This window comes from Microbacterium sp. NPDC089698 (assembly GCF_044749045.1).
GTDB lineage: Bacteria > Actinomycetota > Actinomycetes > Actinomycetales > Microbacteriaceae > Microbacterium.
The window spans coordinates 277,491-297,564 of record NZ_JBIVHE010000001.1 but is presented as its reverse complement, the minus strand read 5'-3'; the positions used below and the strand labels follow the sequence as shown (position 1 = coordinate 297,564).

18 protein-coding genes and 4 tRNA genes are annotated in these 20,074 nt (G+C 71.3%); 2 read left to right on the top strand and 20 right to left on the bottom strand.

Features of this window, described 5'->3' with window-relative positions; genetic code table 11:
* Positions 1-48: 48 nt before the first annotated feature.
* From ACIPY5_RS01385 to ACIPY5_RS01335, 11 genes are all read right to left on the bottom strand, one after another.
* Complete coding sequence (locus ACIPY5_RS01385; RefSeq protein WP_400965795.1) at positions 49-609, bottom strand: HIT family protein; 561 nt, start codon at positions 607-609, stop codon at positions 49-51.
* The gene (gene thrS / locus ACIPY5_RS01380) at positions 606-2,609 is read right to left on the bottom strand and encodes a threonine--tRNA ligase (RefSeq protein WP_400965793.1); all 2,004 of its coding nucleotides are present in this window, start codon (positions 2,607-2,609) and stop codon (positions 606-608) included. Before thrS ends, ACIPY5_RS01385 begins: the two co-directional genes overlap by 4 nt.
* Positions 2,610-2,780: 171 nt before the next feature.
* The gene (locus ACIPY5_RS01375; protein WP_400965789.1) at positions 2,781-4,067 is read right to left on the bottom strand and encodes a low temperature requirement protein A; all 1,287 of its coding nucleotides are present in this window, start codon (positions 4,065-4,067) and stop codon (positions 2,781-2,783) included.
* A gap of 51 nt (positions 4,068-4,118) precedes the next feature.
* Complete coding sequence (locus ACIPY5_RS01370; protein ID WP_400965787.1) at positions 4,119-4,721, bottom strand: YdcF family protein; 603 nt, start codon at positions 4,719-4,721, stop codon at positions 4,119-4,121.
* 89 nt (positions 4,722-4,810) lie between these two features.
* Positions 4,811-4,882, bottom strand: a tRNA-Val gene (locus tag ACIPY5_RS01365).
* 30 nt (positions 4,883-4,912) lie between these two features.
* A tRNA-Cys gene (locus tag ACIPY5_RS01360) sits at positions 4,913-4,983 on the bottom strand.
* A 47-nt stretch (positions 4,984-5,030) separates the two neighbouring features.
* Positions 5,031-5,106: transfer RNA gene (locus ACIPY5_RS01355), tRNA-Gly, on the bottom strand.
* Positions 5,107-5,266: 160 nt separating this feature from the next.
* A complete protein-coding gene (locus ACIPY5_RS01350; protein WP_400965785.1) occupies positions 5,267-6,061 on the bottom strand; it encodes an SDR family NAD(P)-dependent oxidoreductase in 795 nt (264 codons plus the stop codon).
* Positions 6,062-6,156: 95 nt separating this feature from the next.
* Positions 6,157-6,471, bottom strand: coding sequence for an ArsR/SmtB family transcription factor (locus tag ACIPY5_RS01345; protein WP_400965782.1), 315 nt, complete (start codon positions 6,469-6,471; stop codon positions 6,157-6,159).
* Complete coding sequence (locus tag ACIPY5_RS01340; protein ID WP_400965779.1) at positions 6,468-6,941, bottom strand: SRPBCC domain-containing protein; 474 nt, start codon at positions 6,939-6,941, stop codon at positions 6,468-6,470. Before ACIPY5_RS01340 ends, ACIPY5_RS01345 begins: the two co-directional genes overlap by 4 nt.
* 128 nt (positions 6,942-7,069) lie before the next feature.
* Positions 7,070-7,145, bottom strand: a tRNA-Val gene (locus ACIPY5_RS01335).
* Positions 7,146-7,294: 149 nt separating this feature from the next.
* On the opposite strand from ACIPY5_RS01335, the gene ACIPY5_RS01330 reads away from it, so the two are divergent.
* Positions 7,295-9,295 carry an ATP-dependent helicase gene (locus tag ACIPY5_RS01330; protein ID WP_400965776.1) on the top strand — a complete coding sequence of 667 codons (2,001 nt, stop codon included), beginning with the start codon at positions 7,295-7,297 and terminating at the stop codon, positions 9,293-9,295.
* Between the two features lie 18 nt (positions 9,296-9,313).
* Here the strand turns inward: ACIPY5_RS01330 and ACIPY5_RS01325 are convergent, their stop codons facing one another.
* Genes ACIPY5_RS01325 through ACIPY5_RS01285 form a run of 9 tightly spaced genes read right to left on the bottom strand, consistent with a single transcriptional unit; the run spans position 9,314 to position 19,300 of the window.
* Positions 9,314-10,504: an acetate/propionate family kinase gene (locus ACIPY5_RS01325; RefSeq protein ID WP_400965773.1), complete on the bottom strand. Its 1,191-nt coding sequence runs from the start codon at positions 10,502-10,504 to the stop codon at positions 9,314-9,316.
* Complete coding sequence (gene pta, locus ACIPY5_RS01320) at positions 10,501-12,645, bottom strand: phosphate acetyltransferase (protein WP_400965770.1); 2,145 nt, start codon at positions 12,643-12,645, stop codon at positions 10,501-10,503. Before pta ends, ACIPY5_RS01325 begins: the two co-directional genes overlap by 4 nt.
* A 34-nt stretch (positions 12,646-12,679) precedes the next feature.
* Positions 12,680-14,353 carry a CDP-alcohol phosphatidyltransferase gene (locus tag ACIPY5_RS01315; RefSeq protein ID WP_400965767.1) on the bottom strand — a complete coding sequence of 558 codons (1,674 nt, stop codon included), beginning with the start codon at positions 14,351-14,353 and terminating at the stop codon, positions 12,680-12,682.
* Positions 14,350-15,102 (bottom strand): RibD family protein, encoded by a 753-nt coding sequence (locus tag ACIPY5_RS01310; protein ID WP_400965765.1) that lies wholly within the window; start codon positions 15,100-15,102, stop codon positions 14,350-14,352. The genes ACIPY5_RS01315 and ACIPY5_RS01310 overlap by 4 nt, the downstream gene beginning before the upstream one ends.
* Positions 15,099-16,061, bottom strand: coding sequence for a lysylphosphatidylglycerol synthase transmembrane domain-containing protein (locus tag ACIPY5_RS01305; protein WP_400965762.1), 963 nt, complete (start codon positions 16,059-16,061; stop codon positions 15,099-15,101). The genes ACIPY5_RS01310 and ACIPY5_RS01305 overlap by 4 nt, the downstream gene beginning before the upstream one ends.
* Positions 16,049-16,864, bottom strand: a complete 816-nt coding sequence (locus ACIPY5_RS01300) for an SAM-dependent methyltransferase (protein WP_400965759.1) — start codon at positions 16,862-16,864, stop codon at positions 16,049-16,051. The genes ACIPY5_RS01305 and ACIPY5_RS01300 overlap by 13 nt, the downstream gene beginning before the upstream one ends.
* Complete coding sequence (locus ACIPY5_RS01295; protein WP_400965756.1) at positions 16,861-17,889, bottom strand: glycosyltransferase family 4 protein; 1,029 nt, start codon at positions 17,887-17,889, stop codon at positions 16,861-16,863. Before ACIPY5_RS01295 ends, ACIPY5_RS01300 begins: the two co-directional genes overlap by 4 nt.
* Entirely contained in the window at positions 17,886-18,281 is a 396-nt protein-coding gene (locus ACIPY5_RS01290) for a 6-pyruvoyl trahydropterin synthase family protein (RefSeq protein WP_400965753.1), read from the bottom strand. Before ACIPY5_RS01290 ends, ACIPY5_RS01295 begins: the two co-directional genes overlap by 4 nt.
* Entirely contained in the window at positions 18,278-19,300 is a 1,023-nt protein-coding gene (locus ACIPY5_RS01285) for a zinc-binding alcohol dehydrogenase (protein WP_400965750.1), read from the bottom strand. Before ACIPY5_RS01285 ends, ACIPY5_RS01290 begins: the two co-directional genes overlap by 4 nt.
* A gap of 29 nt (positions 19,301-19,329) precedes the next feature.
* Here ACIPY5_RS01285 and ACIPY5_RS01280 point away from each other — a divergent pair, with 29 nt between their 5' ends.
* Complete coding sequence (locus ACIPY5_RS01280) at positions 19,330-20,073, top strand: CDP-alcohol phosphatidyltransferase family protein (protein WP_400965747.1); 744 nt, start codon at positions 19,330-19,332, stop codon at positions 20,071-20,073.
* Position 20,074: the final 1 nt, after the last annotated feature.

The following is a 20,074-nucleotide window of genomic DNA, read 5'->3' as shown; positions in this document are numbered from 1 at the left end:
GCGAGCATCGGCGCAGCCGGAGCTCGCTCAACGGCCCCGGGGAGAGGCTCAGGCGGGCCAGGCGGCCGCGACGGTGTTCCGCACGTCGCCGAGCAGCTGCGGCAGGGCCTTCGTCTTCGCGATGATCGGGAAGAAGTTCGCGTCGCTGTTCCAGCGCGGCACCACGTGCTGATGCAGATGCGCATCCACGCCGGCTCCGGCGACGGCGCCCTGATTCATGCCGATGTTGAAGCCGTCGCAGCGCGAGGTCGCCGTGAGCACGCGCATCGCCGTCTGCGTGAGCGCGCCGATCTCGGCGACCTCTTCCGCGGTCGCCTCGTCGTAGGTCGCGATATGGCGGTACGGGCATACCAGCAGGTGGCCGGAGTTGTACGGGAAGAGGTTCAGGAGCACGTACGCCGTGCGCCCCCGAGCGACGATCAGTCGCTCCTCGTCGGGATGCTTCGGCGCCTCGCAGAACGGGCACTCCTCGCGCAGCGGCTCCGGCCCCGCCTGGATGTACGTCATCCGGTGCGGCACCCAGAGGCGCTGGAACTCGTCGGGGACGCCGGCCAGGTGCGCGGCGTCTTCCAACTGCGCGTCCTGGGCGGCGCCCCCGTCGAGGCTCATGCCAGGTCGCCCGCCGTCTGGATCAGCGCGTGGCTCTCGATCGCCCGGCGCACGCGGTCGACGGCCTCGGCGAGCGGCACGCCGTTCTCCTGAGTCCCGTCGCGGAAGCGGAACGACACCGTGCCGGCCGCGCGGTCCTGCTCCCCCGCGATGAGGATGAGCGGGACCTTGCCCGTGGTGTGGTTGCGGATCTTCTTCTGCATGCGCTCGTCGGAGTGGTCGACCTCCGCGCGGACCCCTGCCTCACGGAGGGCCGCGACGGCGTCATCGAGGTAGTCCGCGAACTCGTCCGCCACCGGGATGCCCATGACCTGCACCGGAGAGAGCCACAGCGGGAAGTCGCCCGCGTAGTGCTCGAGCAGGATCGCGAAGAACCGCTCGATCGAGCCGAACAGCGCGCGGTGGATCATGATCGGGCGCTTCTTCTGCCCGTCCTTGTCGGTGAACTCGAGTCCGAACCGCTCCGGGAGGTTCGGGTCGACCTGCACCGTGGAGAGCTGCCACACGCGCCCGATCGCGTCGGTGGTCTTCAGGTCGATCTTCGGGCCGTAGAACGCGGCCTCGCCCGGAACCTCGGTGAGCTTGAGTCCGGACGCCAGTGCGACGTTGCGGAGCGCGTTCGTCGAGTAGTCCCAGAACTCGTCGGAGCCGATCCACTTGTCCTTCTCGTCGTCCCGCATCGAGAGCTCGAGCTCGAAGTCGCTGAGCCCGAAGTCGCGCAGCATCGAGAGGATGAACTCGAGGACCTTGGTGACCTCGGTCTCCAGCTGATCCGGCGTCACGAACAGGTGCGAATCGTCCTGGGTGAAGCCGCGCACGCGGGTGAGCCCGTGCAGCGCGCCGGACAGCTCATAGCGGTAGACGGTGCCGTTCTCCGCCAGCCGCAGCGGCAGGTCGCGGTAGCTGCGCGCGCGCTCCTTGTAGATGAGGATGTGCATCGGGCAGTTCATCGGCTTCAGGTAGTAGTCGACGCCCTGCTTGGTGACGTTGCCCTCGTCGTCGCGGTCCTCGTCGATCCGGATCGGCGGGAACATGCCGTCGCGGTAGGTGACGAGGTGGTTGGACGTGAGGAACAGGTCCTCCTTGGAGATGTGCGGCGTGTACACGTAGTTGTACCCGGCGGCGATGTGCCGACGACGTGCATGCTGCTCCATCTCGCCGCGGATGATGCCGCCGCGCGGATGCCAGACCGACAGGCCGGATCCGATCTCGTCCGGGAAGGAGAAGAGGTCGAGCTCCTTGCCGAGGCGGCGGTGGTCGCGCTTGGCGGCCTCCTCGAGGCGCTGCTGGTAGGCGCGCAGCTCGTCCTTCGTCGGCCAGGCCGTGCCGTAGATGCGCTGCAGCTGCGGGTTCTTCTCGGATCCGCGCCAGTAGGCGGCGGCGATGCGGGTGAGGTCCCAGCCGTTGCCGATCATGCGGGTGCTGGGCAGGTGCGGGCCGCGGCAGAGGTCCTTCCAGACGACCTCGCCGTCCTTGGCGACATTGTCGTAGATGGTCAGCTCGCCCTCGCCGACCTCGACCGAGGCGCCCTCGGTCTTGTCGGCGCCGGGGCCCTTGAGGCCGATGAGCTCGAGCTTGAACGGCTCGTCGGCGAGCTCGGCGCGCGCCTCGTCGTCGCTCACGACGCGGCGTACGAAGCGCTGACCCTCGCGCTGGATGCGCTGCATCTCCTTGGAGATCGCCTTGACGTCCTCCGGGGTGAACGGGGTGTCCACGCCGAAGTCGTAGTAGAAGCCGTCGGTGATCGGCGGGCCGATGCCGAGGTTGGCCTGCGGCTTGATGCGCTGCACGGCCTGCGCCAGCACGTGCGCCGTGGAGTGGCGCAGGATCGCGAGGCCCTCGGGGCTGTCGATCGTGATGGGCTGCACGTCGTCGTCCTCGTGCACGAGGGCGGCGAGGTCCTTCTGCTGCCCGTTGACGAGCATGGCGACCACAGAGCGATCGCTGAAGGGGCCGTTCGCGCCGTAGAGCGCGAAGCCGTCGCACGGGTAGGACGGCATTTCAGGGGCGGACGCAGGGTTCTCAGACAAAGGAAGTTCTCCAGTTTGGCGATGGTCTCGGCTCAGCTTCGGGCGCGATGGCGCCCTGCCCGCTCAGGCCCTGAGAGTTCGCGTGCCGGCGACCGCGACCGCGGTCGCGTGCGTCAGCCGGGCGAAGTCCATAGGAGAATCCTACGCCGCCCGCTCCGGCGCGCCGTCCACGGCGCGGTTCAGCGCCTCGTCGAGGTGCCGCTGCGCGAGCCGCCATCCCCCGGCCTCGTACGCGACCACGACGAAGACGGGACCCGCGAGCACGACGAGCAGGCAGGCCCACAACGGGAGGCCTGCGAAGGCCAGCACGATCCCCAGAAGCGGCAGGATCATCGCCAGGGCGTGCAGCGGCAGCCCCTTCATGAGCGAATGCACGAGGTAGGAGTGCAGCAGCGAGATCGAGACCATGAAGACGATCACCGGGACCGCGATCATGAGGATCACGACGGGCGTCGCGAGCGGATTCTCATGCCGGTAGGCGAACCCGATCGTGTGCAGTCCGGCGCCGACGGCGGCGACGCTCGCGAAGATGAACGCGTGCCCGTAGCCCCACACGAACGAGCGGTTCCGGTGCACCGCGAGGATCGGCCCCGACGGCATCATCGTGTAGGACCACCACAGGGCGAAGGTCATCGCGACGCCGGCGCCGATCACGACGACGGCGTCTCCGCTCCAGCCCTGATCGTGAGACACCTCCTGCGCCGCGGCGAGCGTGCCGATCACGGTCTCGCCCAGCGCGATGATCGTCAGGAGCGAATAGCGCTCGGCGATGTGGTGCGCATGCCACGGCGTCCCGCGCTGTGCGCCCTGGCCCTTGCGCTCGGCGACGATCGGCCCGCCCAGTTCGATCAGCCAGCACGCGGCGGCAGCCGCGAAGGCGGCGCCGAGCGGCAGCGGAGCCCAGGCCACGATGATCCAGCCGACCTGGGCGACCGCCACGAACAGGACGTAGGTGAGCGCGTGCCGGCGATACGCGGGGTCGCGAGAGGCGCGCAGCCATTGGGCGAGGAGCCCGACGCGCATCACGATGTATCCGGACACCATGACCCTGTTGTCGAAGGCGCCGTGCCCCTCGAGCGAGTCGAACATGGCCGGCAGGCCGATCGCGAGCACGATGACGCCCGCCATCTGCACCATCGTGAATACCCGGAACAGCCAGTCGTCCGTGTCGAACGCCGACGCGAACCAGGAGAAGTTGATCCATGCCCAGATGATCGCGGCGACCGCGAAGGCGAAGGCTCCGATCGCCGCGCCCCCGTGCCCGGCATCGACGCCCTCAGCCAGCTGAACTCCGGCGACGCCGAACGCCGCAGCGAAGACCAGGTCGTAGAGCGCTTCGAGCGGGGTCGCCGCCCGGTGCTGCTCATGCTGTGCGCGCCCGCGCATCGGGCTCAGCCCGTGCCGGTACCGCTCGACCGCGTTCGTCATGCTTCCCCCAAACCCTCGGACATCCGACCCCTGGGATGCGCAGCGTCCAACCTAGCGCGAGCCGGGGCCCTGCCGGCTCCTGCGACGTTCGACGAGTGCGAGCGCGGCGGAGACAGCCTTGATGACCGGGATCTCGCCGAACCGGTAGTCCTCCGCGCGGATGAGCCGGCGGGCGAGATCCGGGCGTCGCGCGCGCAGCAGTCCCCTGGCGCGTTCCGCGTGCAGCGCATTCGAGACGATGGCGATCTCCTCCGCCTCCTCGAGCAGAGCGATCGAGTTGCGGATGTTCTCCTCCGTCGAGCGGCTTCGGGTCTCGAGGAGGATCCGTCCGGGATATCCCTGAGCGGCGGCGTAGCGGGCGAGGATCTCCGCTTCCGGCTCCGCCCCTCGCACCGCACCGCCGGAGAAGATCAGCACATCGTCGACGCCGCGCACCGTGCGCAGCCCTGCGCGCACCCGGAAGCGGTTCACGGCGTTGGCCCGTGGTCCGCGGTTGCCGTATCCCAGCACGAGAACGGCGCGCCGGGCGCCGTCGCGGCCCGTCTCGAGCCCGCGCGCACTCGCGCGCTCAGAGACGAGTTCGCCCCAGAGCAGGAAGGCGAGCGCCGCGAACGCTCCCGCCGCTGCGGGCACGAGAAGAACGGACTTCCGCATGCGCCCAGGCTAGACACCCTCGCGCGCCGAGCATCGGCGGCACCCGCCGGGTACGACAAAACCCCCGGGAGAACCGGGGGTTTCTGTTGTGCGCGATACTGGGATCGAACCAGTGACCTCTTCCGTGTCAGGGAAGCGCGCTACCGCTGCGCCAATCGCGCCTGTTCAGGCTATTCAGTTTATGAGAAGCGAGGTGGCGACGGGATTCGAACCCGTGTAAACGGCTTTGCAGGCCGGTGCCTAGCCTCTCGGCCACACCACCATGTGGATTCGAACCCACATGCCGAAGCCCCGAAGGGGCTCCTGCACTGGAGCGGATGACGAGACTCGAACTCGCGACCCCAACCTTGGCAAGGTTGTGCGCTACCAACTGCGCTACATCCGCGTTTTGTGTTTTCCCCGGTGTCCCGGGCACTTGAAATACATTAGCCGAGGTTCGGGGCTTCGCCAAACCGGGGCCCGTTCTCGGGCGTGTCCAGCGGGATTCCGGAGGGATCGCGAGCGTCGCGCGCCCCCTCCGGAGCCCCCTTGACCCCATCGCTGGACTAGTCGACGAGAGCACCCGCGGACAGGTTCGCGATCGCGCCCGTCATCGAGGCGGCGCGGTCGGATGCGGCGAAGGCGAGGTACTCCGCCACCTCGTCGAGCACCGGGAGACGCCCGAGCAGCGTCGTGCCGGCGAGACCGTCGATCCAATCCCCCATCGCAATGCCGCCGGCCGCCGCGATGCGACCGAACATCTCCCGCGTGTAGGACGTCTCCATCGCGTCGGCGATCGCGTGCGGACGCACGCACACGACCCGCACCCCGTCGGGCCCCAGTTCGCCGGCGAGGGCGCGGGAGAAGCCCTCGAGCCCCGCGGACTGCGCCGCATTGCCGATCAGCCCCCGTCCCGTCAGACGGGCCCCCGGCGTCGAGACCGTCAGGATGACGCCGCCGCGCTGGGCGATCATGTGCCGCGACACGGCTTTCGCCGTGACGAAGTTCGTCTGCAGGTAACCCACGACCGGGTGCAGGTAGTCGTCGAGCGACGTCTCGCCGATCGACAGCCCTTGCACATGATCGAAGCCGACCGCGTTGAGCGCCACGTCGATGCGCCCCGCGTCCGCGACGACATCGTCCACGTGACGGTCGACGGCGGCCTGGTCCATGGCGTCGACGACAGCGATCGAGACCTCCCCGCCCGCAGCCCTGGCGGCGGATGCCGCGGCCTCGAGCCGGGGCAGCGATCGACCGGCCAGGAACAGCCTCGCACCCTCTCGCGCGAAGACCCGCGCCGCTGCGGCGCCGATCGATCCGCCACCGCCGTGGATCACCGCGACCTTGTTCTCGAGCAGCATGATGCCGCCTCCCGTTCCGTATTGTTGTGCAACTTCAGGATTGCACATTCGGAACAGTTACTGCAACCATTGCATTGCAGAAAGGAGAGGATCGGCTACAGCTTCTCGGCGATCTCCTTGATCGACGCAAGCCGGCTCTCCCATCGACGACCGATCTCATCGAGCCGCCGCGCGGTCGCGTCGAGCTCCGCGCCGACGACGCGGTAGCGTACCTCCCGCCCCACGCGGACGGGCTCCACGAGGCCGACATCCGCGAGCACCGTCAGATGCTTCGCGATGGCCTGGCGCGACACGGGGAACCGCTCGGCGAGAGCCGATGCCGATGCATCCCCGTCCCCGAGAGCGGCGAGGATGCTCCATCGCGTCTCGTCCCCCAGCGCCGCGAAGACCGAGACGAGCGACACGGTCATCCGCGGCCCCCGAACAGATCGATGAGCTTGTCGAGCTCGAGGTTCCAGCCTTCCCTGTGGCGCTCGAGGTTCACGAGCGGATCCGACGTCCGCTCGAAGCCCGACTCGACGACCGTGAGCCGCGTCCCCTCCCCCTCTGCCTCGAGCGTGAAGGTGAACACCGTCGAGCGGGCCTCATCGAGCTCGACCGGCATCCGTCCGAGGGCGTTGTCATTGCTCCAGCGATACGTCACCGAGCGCGGCGCATCGATCGACTCGATCCGGATCGGGACCGCACCGTGTCCCTCGAAGGTCATGGTGCCGGCGCCGTCACCGTCGAGCACGGTGCGCCCGAACCAGAGCGAGAGGTGCTCCGGCTCGGTGATCGCGCGCCAGACCTTCGCCACGGGCGCGGCGATCGTGATGCTCCGCCTCACGGCGAATGCCGTCTCGTCGACGACGGCGGGCCCCGTGCGGTCGGTGCTCCCCATGGATGTGCCTCCTGTAGCGCTCCGGAGAGTCCCGGCGAGAGCCCTCCTGCAACTCACAGGTTACAGGAGCGATGCACGCGGGGCACCGGGAATGACGAGAGCCCCTGATCTCGACCAGGGGCTCTCCGTGGTGGGCGATGCCGGACTCGAACCGACGACCTCTTCCGTGTGAAGGAAGCGCGCTACCAACTGCGCCAATCGCCCCTAGGGGTTTTTCCGTGCCTGAGGCACAGGTAAAGAGCATACCCGATCGGCGGGCCGACCACGGACAGCGCTCGTCGGCCGGGCGTGGCGCATGAGGGATCCGCTCCCCGCCTGCGTCGATGTCCGAGGCGCCGGATACCGTCGCCTCCGTGAGCAGCGCAGACGTGATCGAAGAGCTGGACGAGATGCAGCGGCGCGCCGTCGAGCACGGCGAGGGTCCGCTCGTCGTCGCCACCGGCGCCGGAACGGGGAAGACGCGCGTGCTCACCAGCAGGGTGGCCCGGCTGATCGACACCGGCGTGCCGCCGGAGCGGATCCTGCTCCTCACGTTCACCCGGCGCGCGGCCGCGGCGATGACCGCGCGGGCGGCGGCGATGGTCGGCGACACGGCGCTCGCTCAGCGCATCGCGGGCGGGACGTTCCACGCCGTGGCGCACCGCGTCGTCGCCGAGTACGCGCAGCATCTCGGGCTGGCCGACGTCACTGTGCTGGCGCCTGATGATGTCATCGACCTTCTCGATCTCCTGCGCAGCGAGCACGGACTGGACGGCACCGACCGGCGGATGCCCACGAGCCGGGCGATGGCCGACATCGCCTCTCGCGCCGTGAGCCTGGAGAAGCCCGGCCGCGAGGTGATCTCCGAGCAGTTCCCGTGGGCACTCGGGCATGCGGACGAGATCATGGGCCTCCTCCGCGCCTATGCGCAACGCAAACGGGCGCGTGGACTGCTCGACCTGGACGATCTGCTGGTCGCGTGGCGCGCGCTCGTGCGCGATCCCCATGTGGGGGCGAGGCTGCGCGCGCGCTGGGACTGGCTGCTCGTCGACGAGTACCAGGACGTGAACCGCGTGCAGGCCGACATCGTGCGCGGCCTGGCTCCCGATGGGCGCGGGCTGACCGTCGTGGGCGACGACGCGCAGGCGATCTACGGCTTCCGCGGCGCCGGCGCGGGACAGCTGCAGGAGGTCCTGGACGATCACCCGGACGCCGCGCTCATCCGCCTGGAGCGGAACTTCCGCTCCACGCAGCCGATCCTCGACCTCGCCAACGCCGCCCGCCCCGAGGACTTCCCGATCAGGCTCGTCGCGGACCGCGCGGGAGCCGCACCCCGCCCCGAGCTCGTGCGGTGCGAGAACGCCGATGAGGAGGCCCGCGCGGTCGCCGACCGGATCCTCGCCGTGCACGCCGACGGCGTGCCGCTGCGCGAGCAGGCGGTGCTGATGCGCACGGGTTCGCACAGCGCGATGCTCGAGGTGGAGCTCAAGGTCCGCGACATCCCGTTCGTCAAGTTCGGCGGCATCGGATATCTCGAGACCGCGCATGTGCGAGACCTCCTCGCCGCGTTCCGCGTCGTGCTCAACCCGGCCGACGAGATCGCCTGGTACCGGCTGCTCACACGGCACCGCGGCCTCGGCAAGGTCAGCGCGCGGCGCCTCGCGGGCATCCTGGCGGATCAGGGCATCGCGGGAGGATCCGAGGCGATCGCCGCCGCTCCGCCGACCGCCCGCGTCGGGCTCGCCACCACACTCTCGCTGCTCGGTGTCGTGGATGCCGAGTCTCCCGTGTCCGAGCTCGTCGAGGCCTGCCACGACGCCGTCTCTGGTCTGCTCGAGCAGCACTACCCCGACTGGCAGCGCAGGGCCTCCGACGTCCAGGAGATCGCCGAGGCGGCGGGACGTCAGAGCGACCTCCGCACCTTCGTCGGCGACCAGGCGATCGATCCGGTGACGCGGGCGGGCGACTGGGCCGCGCAGCCGCATCTCGACGAGGACTGGGTGACGCTGTCCACGATCCACTCGGCCAAAGGCCTCGAGTGGTCGCACGTGCACCTCCTCCGCGCCACGGACGGCGCGATGCCGTCCGATATGGCCCTCACCTCGCACGCCGGCCTGGAGGAGGAGCGACGCCTGTTCTACGTGGGGCTCACCCGTGCGCGCGACGCACTGAGCGTCTATGCCCCGGCGACGCTCCCGACGCATCCGACCGCATTCACCGCCCGGCATGTGCAGGCGAAGCCCAGCCGGTTCCTGACGCCCGAGGCACTCGCGTGCATGGCCGTGGTCGACGCCCGGACCCCGGAGCCGGGCCGGAAGGGCGCGACCCCTGGACCTCGCGTGAGCCTGGGCGAACTCGACGCGCTGTTCGCCTGAGGCGCGTCGTACGACGGATCAGGGCAGGATCTGCACCGTCTGCCGAGCGATCTCGAGTTCCTCGTTCGTCGGCACCACCAGCACCGTCACCCGGGACGCGTCCGCCGAGATGACGCGGATCCCCGAGCCCGGCGCTTCGTTCCGCACCGCATCGAGCTCGACGCCCGCGAATCCGAGCGTCGCCATCGCCTCCCGCCGCACGAGCGCGTTGTTCTCCCCCACGCCGGCCGTGAACGAGATCACGTCGACGCCGCCGAGCTGGGCGAGGTAGGCGCCGGCGTACGCGCGCAGGCGGTGGATGTAGACGTCGAAGGCGAGGGCTGCGGCCTCGTCCCCCGCGGCGGCCCGCGCGAGGACATCGCGCATGTCCGAGACGCCCGCGAGCCCCTTGAGTCCGCTGCGGGTGTTCAGCAGCTCGTCGAGATCGTGGATCGTCAGGTCCGCCCGGCGGGCCAGGGCGAACAGCACGGCCGGGTCGATGTCGCCGGAGCGCGTGCCCATCACGAGACCCTCGAGAGGCGTCATCCCCATCGACGTCTCCACCGAGCGCCCGCCGCGCACGGCGGTCACCGAGGCGCCGTTGCCGAGGTGGAAGACGATCTGCCGCAGGTCCTCCCGCTCGCCGCCGACGAAGGCCGCGGCCGCCTCGGAGACGTACTTGTGCGAGGTTCCGTGGAATCCGTACCGGCGGATCCGATGCGCCTCTGCCAGCTCCCGGTCGATCGCATAGGTGTACGCCGCGGGAGCGAGGGTCTGGTGGAACGCCGTGTCGAACACGGCGACGTGAGGCACGTCCGGGAAGGCGGCCTTCGCGGCGCGGATGCCCTGCAGCGCTCCGGGGTTGTGCAGCGGCGCGAGTGCCGACAGCTCATCGATGTTGATCTCGACCAGTGGCGTGATCAGCGTCGGCTCGAAGAAGCGCGCGCCGCCGTGCACCACCCTGTGGCCGAGCGCGGCGGGCGGGAACTGTGCGAGCGAAGGCCCGTGCGCCTCGAACGCGTCCAGCATCACCTGGAAGCCGGCCGTGTGGTCGGGGATCGGCAGGGTCCGCTCGGTCTCGTGGCCCTGGGCATCGACGTGCACCGCGCGGCCTTCGGGCTGTCCGATGCGCTCGACGAGTCCCGAGGCGAGCGAGACCCCGCCGTCGACATCGATGAGCTGGTACTTGAACGAGGACGATCCGCTGTTGATGACCAGGACGATGCTCATGATGCGCTCCCCTGCTGCGCCTGGATCGCGGTGATCGCGATCGTGTTGACGATGTCCTCGACAAGAGCACCCCGGGACAGGTCGTTGATCGGCTTGTTGAGCCCCTGCAGCACCGGCCCCATGGCCACCGCGCCGGCGGAGCGCTGCACGGCCTTGTACGTGTTGTTGCCGGTGTTCAGGTCCGGGAACACGAACACGGTCGCTCGCCCTGCCACCGAGGAGCCGGGAAGCTTCGCCCGGGCGACCGCGGCATCGGCGGCGGCGTCGTACTGGATCGGCCCCTCCACCGGAAGCTCCGGCGCGCGCTCGCGCACCAGCTCGGTCGCCGCGCGCACCTTCTCCACCTCGGCGCCGGATCCGGAGTCCCCGGTCGAATACGAGAGCATCGCCACGCGCGGATCGATGCCGAACGCGGTCGCCGTCGCGGCGGAGGAGATCGCGATGTCGGCGAGCTGCGCGCTGGTCGGATCCGGGATCACCGCGCAGTCGCCGTACACGAGGACCCGGTCGGCGAGGGCCATCAGGAAGACCGAGGAGACCACCGAGACCCCGGGCCGGGTCTTGATGATCTCGAATGCGGGACGGATCGTATGCGCGGTCGTGTGCGCGGCGCCGGACACCATGCCGTCGGCGAGACCGAGGTGCACCATGAGCGTGCCGAAGTAGGAGACGTCGGTCACCGTATCGGCCGCCTGCGCGATCGTGACGCCCTTGTGCGCGCGCAGTCGCGCATACTCCTCCGCGAAGCGCGGCACGAGGACGGGATCCGTGGGCGACACGATGCGCGCCGCGTCCAGGTCGACCCCGAGCTCCCGGGCTCGAGCCCGCACGGCGGCTTCTTCGCCGAGGATCACGAGATCCGCGATCCCGCCGGCGAGGACCGCAGCCGCGGCGCGCAGGACGCGGTCGTCCCCGCCCTCGGGGAGCACGATCGTCCGGCGCTCGGTGCGTGCCCGGTCGAACAGCTCGTACTGGAACATCAGGGGCGTCACGACGTCGGATCGCGCGACGCCCAGCCGCACGATGAGGTCCGGAACATCCACGTTCTGCTCGAAGAGCGCGAGAGCGCGGCCCACCCTGTGCGGCGCGTCCACGGAGAGGCGGCCGGGGGCGTTCATGATGCGCACGGTCGTGTCGTAGGTGCCGTGGTCGGTCGCGATGATGGGCACCCGCGGGCCCAGCCCGTCGAGGAGCCGCTCGATCGGCTCCGGCAGCGCGAACGGCCCGTTCAGCACGATCGCGGCGATCGACGGGAAGGTTCCCGCGGCCTGCGCCAGCAGCGTGGCGAGCAGCACCTCTTCACGATCCGCCGGCACCACGACCACGGAGGATTCGATCAGCCGCGGCAGGACGTTCACCATCGACATCCCCGCGATCACGACGTCGAGCACCTCGCGGTCCAGGAGCTCCTCGTCGCCGCGGACCATCCGTCCCTCCAGCGCTGTCCGCACGCCGCGCACCGAAGGGGCCACGAGCGAACGGTCCTCCGGGATCACCCAGACCGGCACGTCAGCGGCGTCGTCAGCGGCCAGCGGCCGCTCTCCCACCACCGCCGAGACCGCCGTGGTGATCTGCTCCCGCTGCGCGGCATCGGCGCGGTTGACGACGATCGCGGACAGCACGGCCCGCTCCTGCGCCAGCTCGGCCATGCCGAGCCGGGCGAGCTGACCCAGCTGTGCGGGTGTGCGCGCGCCGGTGGCGCCGAGGCGCTCGCCGTGACCGGCGGTGTCGCGGCCGCCGAGCACGAGCAGGACGGGCGCCCCGAGGTTCGCCGCGATCCGCGCATTGACCCCGAGTTCCGCGGGGGCCGCCACATCCGTGTAGTCGCTGCCGAGGATCACGACGGCGTCGCACTGCGCCTCGACGGCCCGATAGCGCTGCAGGATCCTCCCGAGCGCCGCATCGGGGTCGGCGTGGAGCTCGTCGTAGCCGACGCCGATGCACTCGGCCGCTTCGAGTCCGACCTCGGTGCGGCTGAGAAGCATCTCCAGCACGTCGTCCGTGCCGTCGCTCGAGCGAGTGACGGGACGGAACACGCCCACCCGGGCGGTGGCCCTGCTCAGCGCGTCGATGACGCCCAGCGCGATCAACGACTTGCCGGAGTGGCCTTCGATGGACGTGATGAGGATGCTCTTCGCCACGCCCTCAGCCTACGTGTCCGCTCCCCCGCCCGGTTCAGGGCTTCGCACGGAACGCGCTGAACAGGCGATCCCGGAAGGCGTCCATGCGCCACACCGGGGACGCGCCGCCCGGGCGCAGGCCCGGCGACCACCCCCAGTCGTCGATCGCGGTGAACACCGCCGGATCGCGCGCGATGACGCTGATCGGCACATCGTGGGAGGCTCCGTCGCCGCTCACGATCGCGGCGGGCTGATGGTCGCCGAGGACGATCACGACGAGGTTCGGATCGTCGACGTTCTCCAGGAACGAGAAGAGGGAGCCGAGCGAGTACTGCACCGACCGACCGTAGAAGCGCTGCACCGTCTTGGCGCTCTGCCAGACGGTGCCGGCGGACTCGCTCTGCCCGGGCTGCGGGTCGTAGACCGAGCCGTCGCCGATCTGCTCCCAGGGCACGAGCTGCGGCAGCGGCGCCCACGGGGTGTGCGAGGAGACCAGGTCGATCTCCGCCATGACGGGGTCATGCGGTCCTGTGAGCTCGGTGTCGGCGAAGTGCTTGAGCGTGTACTGGTCCGGGATCCTGGCGTATCCGAAGCCGGGGCCGCGATAGCCGACATCCCGGGCGTCGAGCAGGGAGTCGTAGTGATAGAAGGAGGTGCCGACGCTCCAGGACTCGGAGTCCGAGGGGACATCCGACACCGTCCGCCACCCGGCCTCGCCGAAGGCCCTGCTCAGCGAGAGGCGGTCGCTCGCGACGAGCTGGTCGTATGCCGACTGCGTGGGCGTCCACACACCGGTCTGCAGCGTCCCGTGCGCGAGCCAGCTGAGTCCGCCGTAGGTCGGCGACGTGAGCCAGGCGCTGCGCGCGGCGTATCCTTCGGCGGCGAGGGAGGCGCCCCCGGCACGGAGCGTCTCCGTCACGCCTTCGGCGATCCCCTGCCCCTCGAGCGCGACCCGGCCGTAGCTCTCGACGAACGCGATGACGACGTCCTTGCCGCGGAGCCCCGCGAGAAGGCGAGCGGATGGCGTGCCTGCGAACGGATCCTCCGCGATCGCGCGCGCGACCGCGGCCTGTTCCGCGAGCACGCTCTCGGTGCGCGACACGGCCGTCTCGACGGCGCCGACCGATGCGGCGGCGGCGAGCGGGGCGTCGGCCGGCAGCGGCGCCAGGACCCCCGCGACGAGCCACACGACCGCGAGCCCTGCGATCACGCCTCGCCCCGCAGCCCGGCTGCGCACCACGTCTGCGACGCGCAGCGCCGCCCAGGCCGGCAGTGCCGCACTCGCGACGAACGCGCACAGGAGGCCGAGGAGGATCAGCTCGGCGAGGAAGACGCCCACCGCATCGACGACGACCCCGTACGCGGAACCGAGCTGCGGCCAGTCCACGACGGCGAACGGGGTGCCGACGGTCGCCCGGAAGCCGCGGTCGATACCGGCGAGGACGAGGGCCGCCGCGACGAACACGCCGAAGAGCCCGGCGAGGACGCCGCGCGCCACCCGCCACGGCACGATCACGAGCAGCAGCACGATCAGGAGGGACTCGACGGGGATGCCGATGAGACCGGGAACCCCGGCCCCTGACGTGGTCGGTGCCAGCAGCCCGGGGGCGAGCGGGAGGACGACGAGCACGAAGGTCGCGGCGGCGATCGCCGCGAAGCCGCTCCCCCGCCGGGAGGACGGGGCGAGGCGCGATCCCGGTGCGATCCGGCTTCCGAGGGACGTGCTCATGGCCACTCTGACGTGTCCGTCACGTCCTCCCCGCCGCTGGGGACGCCGGGATCCGGCTGGACGTCGCAGCGGTCCGACAGCGCATAGCGCAACAGCACCACATCGCCGATCTGCCGGGTCTCGGCCAGGCGTGCGCGACGGGAGGCCGTCCACGGGTATCGCCCGGGAGCAGCGGCCCGAGGCGCTCCTTGCTCTCCGACGAAGAACGGCGCGATCACGAGCTGCAGCTCGTCGGCGAGGTCGGCCTGCAGGAACTGCGTCAGCACGGTCCCGCCTCCCTCGACCATGAGCCGGCGGACCGCGCGACGCTCGCCGAGGTCGTCGAGCAGGGCGGCCATCGTGACCCGCGGGCCGAGTCCGACCACCGTCGCCCGGTCGCCGAGCCGTGCGCGCAGTCCGCGCTCTCCCTCGGACGGGGTGTACACGAGACGCGGCACGTCGCCCGCGGTGAAGAACGCGGCATCCGGCGAGAGCTCGCCCGATGCCGTCACCGTCACCTTCAACGGCGACACGGCGCACCCCGAGGACAGCCGACGCGCACGCCGCGCGGCATCGCGTACGAGCAGCCTGGGGTCGTCCCGGCGCACCGTCGACGCTCCCACCATGATCGCGTCATGGCGGGAGCGCACCTCGTCGACACGATCGAAGTCGGCCTCGTTGGACATCGCCAGGCGACGCGGGGCCGAGCCGTCGAGGTATCCGTCGATCGACATCGCACAGCTGAGGGTCACGTAGGGGCGCTCGCTCATGATCTGCTCCTCCGTTCGAGGAGCAGCACGACAGCCCCGGGTGCGACGCCGACGAGCGCCAGCACGCCGAACGCCGTCGAGGCGGCGACGCCCGCGGATGCGCCGAGGCCGACGAGTGCGAAGGCGGCTCCGGCGGCCGCTTCGCGCGGCCCCCAGCCCCCGACGTTGAGGGGGATCGCGGACGCCCCGAGCACGACGAGTCCGACCGCAGCGATCCCGCCGTCGAACGGCAGGCCGACCGCGATGGATGCCACGACGAACAGCGCGACGTGCGAGGCCACCACCACGACCGAAGCCAGGACGATCGCCGACAGCGCCGCGGGACGGGTCAGCACCGGGCGCAGCAGGATCCATTCCCGCCGCAGCATCGGTCGCCGCCCTGGCAGGAGCGCGGCGGCCGCCGCCACGGCGGCCACGACCGCGATCGCCCCCGCACACCACGCGAGCGGCACGAGCGAGGACCCGAAGCCCAGCGGCAGCAGCACCGCGAGCGTCAGCGCGATCTGGACGAGCTGCCCCAGGATCCGCTCCACGACCACCGCGCGCGCCGCGACGCCCACGCGGGCCTGATCGCGGCCGTGCGCCCAGGCGCGATGCACGTCGCCGAGAACGCCGGCCGGCAGCACCGCGTTGAGGAACTGCGAACGGTAGTAGGCCGCGAACGCCGCGCGCCGGCTCAGATCCAGTCCGTACCCGTGCGCGATCACCCTCCAGCGCCAGGCGGCAGCCGATGTCGCGACCACCGCCAGCGCGAGCGCCGCCAGCACGGACCACGGCGAGACGGCCGAGAGCCCTCGTACGAAGGGGCCGAAGCCGACCGCCAGCGCGGTGATCAGGAGGATCGCGATCCCGCCTCCGACGCGCAGGGCGAGACGGATCCCCGGGCGGACGCGTCGCGGCTCCGCGGCGACCGCTGGGTATGCGGCGATGCCGTCGGGGGCAGGGCTCACCGCGGCCATGCGAGCACATCCTGGTGCGAGACCGTCACGCGCAGCATCCGCCGGGCGAGCTGGTCGGCTCTGCGCGCGAGGTATGCCCGGGCGTCTTCCGCGAGCTCAGGACGCTGCTCGACGGCTGCACCGACCCAGCCGTCCAGCCACGCGGCGATCAGAAGCGCGTCCGCCGGGCCGAGATGCCACGGCGCCGGGGCCTTCCGCACGCGCCACCCTGCGTCGGAGAACAGTTGCGAGAGGACCGGGACCGCGTCGGGGCCCAGGAGCCTCCGCCCTGCGGCGTCCCGCCGTTGATGTGCGTTGAAGGCCTCCCCGATCGCCGCGTCGAGCGCATCGGCGGGATCGAGGACCACCGCCCCCGTCACCGACAGGCTGAACAGCGCAGGCGCTCCGCCCTCGGCGCACGCGCGCACGATGCGCACCGCCTCCTCGCGGGTGACCACGTCGAGCAGCGCGGAGGTCGTCACGGCGGATGCGCCGTCGAAAGCCCGGATGTCCAGCGTCTCCAGGGCCTCGACCACCACGGTGGCACGGATCGGCCGCCCCGCGTCATCGACGACCTCCTGGACGTCGAGGTGGTCGAGGATCGCGGGATCCCCGTCGCGCAGCACCCACTCCTGCGGGCCGGGCAGCCGTGGCGCGAGCCATCGCGTCATGCCGCCGGTGCCGGTGCCGAGCTCGTGCAGCACGACCGGGCCGGGCGGCAGCAGACGCACGAGCCGGACGGCGAGCTCCGTCGAGCGCGCGGCGTCGTCTGCGGAGGCCCGCAGCGCGAGCCACGACGGCGTGGCCGTCGAGAGGGAGCTCATGACGCCTCCAGTGCGCCGGCCACGGCGGCCACCGTGCCGGCCCAGGTCGGAAGGCCGGCGCGCGCCGCGCGGGCCTCGGCACGCAGCCGCCGGCGCAGGGCCGGATCCATCATCCAGGCGTCGAGGGCGGCGGCCAGGGCGACGGGATCGTCGGGCGGCACGAGGACGGCCCCTCCTCCTGCCACCGTGTCGGGAATGCCGCCCACCTCCGCGGCCAGCACCGGGACACCGTGGCCGCGCGCCTCGGCGATCGCCATGCCGGAACTCTCCACGCGCGACGGCGCCACGAGCAGCGCACTGCGACGATACTCCTTCGCGAGCTCGGGACCGTCGAGGACGCCGGTGAGCAGCACGCGGCCGGAGAACCGCTGCGCGTCGCGCGACACCGAGGAGGCGAAGGCGCCGAACGGCCGGGACGAGCCGACGATCCGGCATGTCCAGCCGCGTCCCCGCAGCCGGTCGAGTGCGGCGAGCAGCACATCCTGTCCCTTGTGCGGCGCCACGACGCCGACGCAGAGGAGATCGAGCCGCGGCGGCTCCTCCCTCGTCTCCGACGACGGCTCCGCCGCCGGCACATCGACCCCGGGCGACGCGACCGTCACGCGCCCGGGCTCCGCCAGCCCGCGACGGCGGAGCTCGTCCACGGTCCATCGGCTCGTCACGACGACGTGGTCCGCGGCGGTCAGCGCCCGACGCTCGGCGTCCACGGTCGGCGCCGTTGCATCCGGGAACGCCGCTGCGACCATGTGCGCGAGGATCACCGTCCGCGCCCGCGCCGCGACCTCGGCGATCGCCTCCGGCGCCCAGAGCGCGACGAGGCCGTCCACGAGGACGGTCGTTCCGCCCGGCGCCTCGCGCAGTACCGCCGCCGCACGCCCGGCGTCCCTCGCCTCGACGGTCGTGACCCGCCATCCGCGGGAGCCGAGCCCGTCGCGCACACGGCGGTCGTACACGTTCCCGCCGCTCACCCTGGAGGGGTCGTCGATCCCCTCCGGGACGAGGAAGGTGAGCGGACGGCCGGTCACATCATCACCTCGTAGGACGCCCAGGCGATGTGCGACTCGTGCAGGGTGACGGCGATGCCCGTCAGCCGCGCATCGCCGAGGCCGCCGTCGCGCACCCGCTCGACGAGCCGGTCGCCGATGAGCTGGCACAGCCGTTCGGTCGTGGTGTTGAGGCCCTCGAGGTCGGGCTCGTCATCGAGGTTGCGGTAGGACAGGGCGCCGACGATCTCACGCAGCGCCTCCGACGCCCGTCCGATGTCCACGACGATGCCGTGGGGATCGAGCTCCGAGGCGCGGAACGAGGCGTCGACGACATAGGTCGCGCCGTGCAGGCGCTGGGCGGGGCCGAAGACCTCTCCGCGGAGGCTGTGGGCGATCATCAGGTGGTCGCGGACGGTCACGGCGAAGATCATCGCGTGCTCCAATCGATCGTCTGGCAGAGTTCCCCTGCGGTGCCCTCGGCGAGACCCGCGGTCACCTCGGGCAGGCGGCGCCAGGAGGCGGTCGCGCCGAGCAGCAGGTCGAACGCCGGGTCCTCCAGAAGCCGGAGCGCGAGGCTCAGCCGGTCCCGTGTCATCCACCGCGCTCGATGGCTCGCGGCGACGGCACCGACCTGACTCGACCTGAGGCGCAACCGGCGCGAGTGGAAGTCCGCGCCGAGCTCGAGCGGCACAGGGCCGGCGCCGTACCAGCTCGCCACCACGATCTCGCCGTCCTCGGGAGCGCTCCGCAGTGCGCGCTGCAGTCCGGCGCCGGATCCGCTGGCCTCGATCACCACGTCCGCCTCGCCGGGCGGATCCGTGGCGGGCGCGAACCGCGCCCCGAGCGCCTCCACGACCCGCTGCTTCCCCTGGTCGACGTCGGCCACGGTGACCTCGGCCCCGGGGATTCCGCACGCCAGCCGCGCCAGCGCGCAGCCGATCGTCCCGGCTCCGACGATGAGCACGCGGTCGCCGATCGCGGGCGCCGCGTCCCAGAGCACGTTCACCGCGGTCTCGACCGAACCGGCGAGCACCGCCCGCCGCGCCGGCACTCCGGACGGGACGGGCACGAGCGCCTCCACCGGCGCGACGCTGCGCGACTGGTGCGGGAGAAGGGCGAACATCGTCCGTCCGCGCAGGGCTGCGGGGCCCTCCTCGACCACGCCGACGTTGAGATAGCCGTACTTCACCGGGAACGGGAAGTCGCCGTCCTGGAAGGGCGCCCTCATCCGCTCGTGCTCGGATCGCGGGACCATGCCGCGGACGACGAGCGACTCCGTGCCGCGGCTGATCCCCGTCCAGAGGGTGCGCACGACGGCCTCTCCCGGACCGGGAATCCGCACCGGTTCCGTCCGGAACTCGCCGAGACCATGGCCCGTGGTCCACCACGCGGTCGCCGACTTCGAGCGATCCGCGTGAACCTCGACCGCCCGCTGCGTCGTGTCACCCATGACTACCATGAAAGTAACACGGAGGCCGGATGCGAAAGGTTCAGCTCACGCCCTGGTTCTGGGTGGCCGCAGGAGTCCTGGTGCTGCTGGCGGTCGGCGCCTCGACGCCGCTGTCCCCCGCGGGATGGGCGGCGGCGCTCGGCTATCTGATCGTGTCCTCCGCGTTGGTCTCGCGCGGGCTCCGGCGCCGCGGCAGCACGCGCTTCGGCGCCGCCAACGCGGTCACCTCCACCCGGTCGATGCTCGTCGGAGTCGCCACGGGTCTCGTCGTGACCTCGTTCACGGCCGGCATCTCCTCCGTGCTCCTCGTGGCGATCGTCGCCGTCGCGCTCGCCCTCGACGGCGTGGACGGCTTCGTCGCCCGCCGCACCGGCACGGTGAGCGAGCTCGGCGCCCGCTTCGACATGGAGGTCGACGCGTTCCTGCTGCTCGTGCTGAGCGTGTACGACGTGAGATTCGTGGGCGGCTGGGTGCTCGCGATCGGTCTCATGCGCTACGCGTTCGTCGCCGCCGCGCGGGTGCTGCCGTTCCTGGGGCGCGCCTTGCCGTACCGGTACTGGCGCAAGGTCGTCGCCGCGATCTGCGGCATCGTGCTCGCCGTGATCGCCGCGCAGGTGCTGCCCCCGGTCCTCGCCGTCATCGCCGCGGCGGGCGCGCTTCTGCTGCTGCTCGAGTCGTTCGGGCGCGACGTCCTCTGGACGGCGCGGATGAACCGCAGCGACGCGCACCTCGTGTCACCCCAGAAGGCCTCGGCTCGAGACGGAAGCAGGTAGC

Bases quoted from the DNA above. Each gene is read 5' to 3' on its own strand.
- ACIPY5_RS01385 (WP_400965795.1), bottom strand. From the start codon at position 609: ATGAGCCTCGACGGGGGCGCCGCCCAGGACGCGCAGTTGGAAGACGCC.
- thrS (WP_400965793.1), bottom strand. From the start codon at position 2,609: ATGCCGTCCTACCCGTGCGACGGCTTCGCGCTCTACGGCGCGAACGGC.
- ACIPY5_RS01375 (WP_400965789.1), bottom strand. From the start codon at position 4,067: ATGACGAACGCGGTCGAGCGGTACCGGCACGGGCTGAGCCCGATGCGC.
- ACIPY5_RS01370 (WP_400965787.1), bottom strand. From the start codon at position 4,721: ATGCGGAAGTCCGTTCTTCTCGTGCCCGCAGCGGCGGGAGCGTTCGCG.
- ACIPY5_RS01350 (WP_400965785.1), bottom strand. From the start codon at position 6,061: ATGCTGCTCGAGAACAAGGTCGCGGTGATCCACGGCGGTGGCGGATCG.
- ACIPY5_RS01345 (WP_400965782.1), bottom strand. From the start codon at position 6,471: ATGACCGTGTCGCTCGTCTCGGTCTTCGCGGCGCTGGGGGACGAGACG.
- ACIPY5_RS01340 (WP_400965779.1), bottom strand. From the start codon at position 6,941: ATGGGGAGCACCGACCGCACGGGGCCCGCCGTCGTCGACGAGACGGCA.
- ACIPY5_RS01325 (WP_400965773.1), bottom strand. From the start codon at position 10,504: ATGAGCATCGTCCTGGTCATCAACAGCGGATCGTCCTCGTTCAAGTAC.
- ACIPY5_RS01315 (WP_400965767.1), bottom strand. From the start codon at position 14,353: ATGAGCACGTCCCTCGGAAGCCGGATCGCACCGGGATCGCGCCTCGCC.
- ACIPY5_RS01310 (WP_400965765.1), bottom strand. From the start codon at position 15,102: ATGAGCGAGCGCCCCTACGTGACCCTCAGCTGTGCGATGTCGATCGAC.
- ACIPY5_RS01305 (WP_400965762.1), bottom strand. From the start codon at position 16,061: ATGGCCGCGGTGAGCCCTGCCCCCGACGGCATCGCCGCATACCCAGCG.
- ACIPY5_RS01300 (WP_400965759.1), bottom strand. From the start codon at position 16,864: ATGAGCTCCCTCTCGACGGCCACGCCGTCGTGGCTCGCGCTGCGGGCC.
- ACIPY5_RS01290 (WP_400965753.1), bottom strand. From the start codon at position 18,281: ATGATCTTCGCCGTGACCGTCCGCGACCACCTGATGATCGCCCACAGC.
- ACIPY5_RS01285 (WP_400965750.1), bottom strand. From the start codon at position 19,300: ATGGGTGACACGACGCAGCGGGCGGTCGAGGTTCACGCGGATCGCTCG.
- ACIPY5_RS01280 (WP_400965747.1), top strand. From the start codon at position 19,330: ATGCGAAAGGTTCAGCTCACGCCCTGGTTCTGGGTGGCCGCAGGAGTC.